Annotated in this window: 3 protein-coding genes; all 3 read left to right on the forward strand. The window is 36.4% G+C overall.

Annotated features, from left to right (window positions below; translation table 11 throughout):
* The first annotated feature begins 291 nt into the window (after window positions 1-291).
* The 3 genes from BN1765_RS00200 to BN1765_RS00210 are packed head-to-tail and all read left to right on the forward strand — an operon-like array spanning window position 292 to window position 4036.
* Window positions 292-1488, forward strand: a complete 1197-nt coding sequence (locus BN1765_RS00200; RefSeq protein WP_050613318.1) for a tyrosine-type recombinase/integrase — start codon at window positions 292-294, stop codon at window positions 1486-1488.
* Between the two features lie 24 nt (window positions 1489-1512).
* A complete protein-coding gene (locus tag BN1765_RS00205) occupies window positions 1513-3648 on the forward strand; it encodes a tyrosine-type recombinase/integrase (RefSeq protein ID WP_050613319.1) in 2136 nt (711 codons plus the stop codon).
* Window positions 3641-4036: a DUF6262 family protein gene (locus BN1765_RS00210; RefSeq protein WP_050613320.1), complete on the forward strand. Its 396-nt coding sequence runs from the start codon at window positions 3641-3643 to the stop codon at window positions 4034-4036. Before BN1765_RS00205 ends, BN1765_RS00210 begins: the two co-directional genes overlap by 8 nt.
* Window positions 4037-4247 lie beyond the last annotated feature (211 nt).

The following is a 4247-nucleotide window of genomic DNA, read 5'->3' on the forward strand; positions in this document are numbered from 1 at the left end:
GTTTTATTATATAAGGGTACAGGGATAGAGGATAATTAGTCTATTATAGAGGCTATTATCCTCTTTTTGTTTGCATAAAAGTCTAAAAGTATAAGGGTTGATTAATAAGAATAAATAGTATATTATGAATATTAAATGAGAACATTTGTTTGTGTTTTTGGGGGATGTAGCCTCGGTCCGAGGTAGGACTCCGCAGAAACAAAGTTTCGAGGACCTTATAGAAACAAACATACCAATTAACACTAAGGGTTAAGCACCTTCTCTAACATAACAATTAGGAGATGATTATGAATGGGCATAGAAGTTTTAAAAGTACCGATGGATGACAATAGGATTATCTATGTCTTGTTAGATGCTAATAGAAAACCAATTGAAGTGGTAGCAAAGTATATGAAGTATCTCTATAACAGTGGAAAAAAACCTAATACTTTAAAGGGATATTGTCAGGCTTTAAAAGCTTATTTTATTTATTTAGGGCAATTAGGGATCGATTATAACCAGGTCTCTTTTGAAGTTCTATCGAACTTTGTGGGGTGGCTTTCAAACCCTTATGAGAGTGTAAAAGTGACTCCTCAGAAGAAAACCTCAGCAAAGCGAGCTGAGTCAACCGTGAACAATTATATTACTGTTGTAACCAACTTCTATGATTATTTATATCGAAGCGATTTAATAGATTCGAACATTGGAGATAAATTAATGAAAAAAGTATTCTCGGGTGCTGGTGGTAAAGGATATAAAAGTTTTTTAGAGCACGTTAGCGGAAATCAACCCTACTCCATAAATATTCTTAAACAAAAAGAACCCAGAAAGAAAGTAGAGATTTTCACAAAAGAACAAGTTGAAATCGTCTACAATGCTACTACGAATATTAGAGATAGATTCTTAATACGTCTACTATTCGAAACGGGTATGCGGATTGGGGAGGCCCTTTCCTTATTTTTAGAAGATTTGAAATTTGATAATAAACATAGAAAACATCAGATTCATTTGACAGAGAGAGGCGTATTACCTAACGGCGGTTATTTAAAAACAGGTGAAAGAAAAATTGATGTATCGCAGGAACTGATGGATCTATACGATGATTATTTGTATGAAGTGATTGATGATTTGGATTTGGATCATAACTTTGTTTTTGTGAAACTGTCTGGTGGCAAAATGGGTTCACCAATGGAATACCATAATGTTCGTGATGTATGCGAAGAACTTAAGAAAAAAACGGGGTTTCATATAACTCCACATATGTTTAGACATACCCACGGAACCCTTTATTATCTTGCGACTAAAAACATTAAAATGGTGCAAGAGCGTTTAGGGCATTCTCAAATCCAAACAACCATAAAATACTACCTCCATCCTTCCGAGGATGATATCCGTAAGGATTGGGAAAAGGCAGCTCCAACATTCAAGCTAGGTTCGATAAAGATTAGAGAGAATGGAAAGGAAGACCCTGTTTTATCGGGTATTTCTGATGAGGCATATCCATTTTAAATCGATAGATAAGGAGTCAGGATATTGAATAAATACACAGCAAGCAATAGTTTACCGCAGAATGAATATTGGGACTTGATTACCTCTACCCTTTCCTCTTACGAGGTAAAAGAAACATTAGGCGATGGAAAGATAAAGACATATAAGGCCGAGGATGATTACTTTTTGGTCAATGATGTTTGGGAAGTTGATACCGTTGGTCAAATTCCTAATTTTACAGAATCCTATAAAGAATATAAAGGAACAAGAAAAAAGATAGTATTCTCTTCTGCAAATCCAGCGGTATCCTTGGAGCTTAAATTTGTATGTTATCACAAGCTGTTTAATGATCAATGGAGTCTTTCTTCCGCATTTATAGGTTTTAAAAGTAAAATGAATCACTTGAATGAATATCTAAACGAAAACCACCCTCATCTTTCTACCCTTTTGGAGTTGGACATCGATAAAGAGGAAAAACGGTGGATATGGTGGTTAACCAACAAGGGAGTAGCAACAACTCAAATAACCAAAGACGCTGTATATGGTAATCTTGAAAATAAATCTGCTTTAGCCGGATTTTTGCGATCAATTTATGATTACTTATCAGAGCAAACAGATACCCGTGAAGAATGGGAAAAAGATAGATGGGATGTTAGGGTTCTAAACAAACAATATGGTATTGAGTATAGTCTTTCATCGACTCATTACTATTTAGACTTTAACAGGATACAAAACAAAGAATTCAGAAAACACTTCAAAAAGTATATAAAAAATAGATTGCTAGGTGCCCGGAATTTTTCGTGGGGGACAGCTCTAAGGTATTCTCTGAATTGTAAAGTGTTTTTGGATTTTATTAGTGATCTAGAACCTGATTGGAATGGTTTGAATGAAATCACAAGAGAGCATTTCGAGAAATACTTAGAGTATCTTAATCACTATGTAACAAACAATATAAAACAAAAGAACGCAAATCCTACGCATTTCATAACCAAAAATATTAGTATTGTTAAGGTATTCCTTGAAGATTCCCAACGATATGAGTATAGCATTGCACCAAAAAAACCTGTAGCAAAGCTAATTTATCCTGGTGATATCCCTAATATGCCTAAGAAAGCAACAGACGACATTGACCACGTTCCAGACTTTGTATTAGAGCAATTGTTTGAGTATATCAACGATCTTCATCCAGATGTTCAACCAGTCGTCTGGGTTATGTATAAAACAGGATTGCGTATCAGTGATGCATTGGGACTGACTCAAGATTGTTTGTGGCGTGTAAATGGCAAAAGCTCTGTTAAAACAGATATAGAGAAGACCTATGTGATAAATCATAAAATACCCATTGATGAAGAATTGGCAAATCTTCTCGCCGTATTGATCCATAACTCGAAAGAACGCAGCAACGATGGCAACAATCCAGATAAATTAATCTTTGTCCGATATACTGGTTCCCGTAAGGGAAAGCCATACAGTCAGGGCTGGGTTCGGCAAAAAATGAACGAACTGGCACATAGAAAGAAAATTGTTGATGAGATGGGGAATATTTTTCATTTTAAAAACCACGCATTTAGGCATACCTTTGGTGTAAAGATGATAAATGGTGGAGCTGATATTTTAACAGTGCAAGAACTTTTGGCTCACGCATCTCCTGAAATGACAATGCGTTACGCTAAGTTAGTGGATGATACAAAACGCAAAGAGTTTGAGAAGGTCGTGAAAAGTGGCGTATTTAGCTTTGACTTGGACGGTAAAGTTCATCAAGTGACAGAGAACGAGGAAATTCCAGAGGACATTATGGATGCGTTATGGCGAGATGAAAAGTTAAATGCATTGGAAAATCCTTATGGGACTTGTCGTGCCAGAGTGAATGGGAACTGCCCTTTGGCAGCTGAACCACCTTGTCTTACGGCCAACAACGGAAAGCCTTGTTTTGATTTAGCTGTCGGAATGACCAGTTTCGATGTAAAGAAATATGAGCTTCATATAGAATCAACTGCCAAAATGATTGAAGCAGCAAAAGAATATGGCCGAGAAGATATGATCGAAGCGAATGAAAAGAACTTAGAGAGATTCCAAGACATATATAATACCATCAAAAGTGGAAGCATCATTTTCGGTAACTTAGAACGTGTGCAGCGAAAACTAGAGCGTATGAGAAAGAAAGGTGTTAAGAATGGCTAGTATCGACCGAGAAGAGCAACTAAGGCACTTACACGAGGAACGTAAACGTAAGACAAAAGAAAAGGTTGAGAACGCCATTAAACGGCTTACAAAGGATTCTAAAGCTATTAATTTCAACAGTGTAGCAAAAGAAGCTGGAGTAACGAAAGCGACCTTATATAATCATTCCGACCTTCGAGAACGTATTGAATTCTTACGAGATCAACAAGAAAAAGCGTATAGTAACGCAAGAGTTAAGCGAGACGAAGTAAACCAAAACGCAATTAATGCTTCACTTAGACGGAAAATAGAAAAACTGGAAGCAAGAATTAAAGAGCTAGAAGATGAAAACAAAAAATTACGCAAAGATGAAAGCAAAGATTTAGCAGATTACATTAGAAATTTATAACAAAGACTATGACAGTAAACATTGGCATAGAGACCATAAAAAAGAGACAGCAATCGCTGTCTCTTAATCAACTAACGCCCCCGATCGTATTATAAGGTTAGCCAATGTTATTGGTTGACCTTTTTATTTAGGTTCTAGAATACTAATGGTAGCTGGGGTAGAACGACCGCCCCCGTGGGATTTTAATCCCGATAACTAAACCGTTCGCCCC

The organism is Bacillus testis, from assembly GCF_001243895.1.
In the GTDB taxonomy this organism is placed as follows: Bacteria; Bacillota; Bacilli; order Bacillales; family DSM-1321; genus Bacillus_AD; species Bacillus_AD testis.

Bases quoted from the DNA above. Each gene is read 5' to 3' on its own strand.
- BN1765_RS00200 (WP_050613318.1), top strand. From the start codon at position 292: ATGGGCATAGAAGTTTTAAAAGTACCGATGGATGACAATAGGATTATC.
- BN1765_RS00210 (WP_050613320.1), top strand. From the start codon at position 3,641: ATGGCTAGTATCGACCGAGAAGAGCAACTAAGGCACTTACACGAGGAA.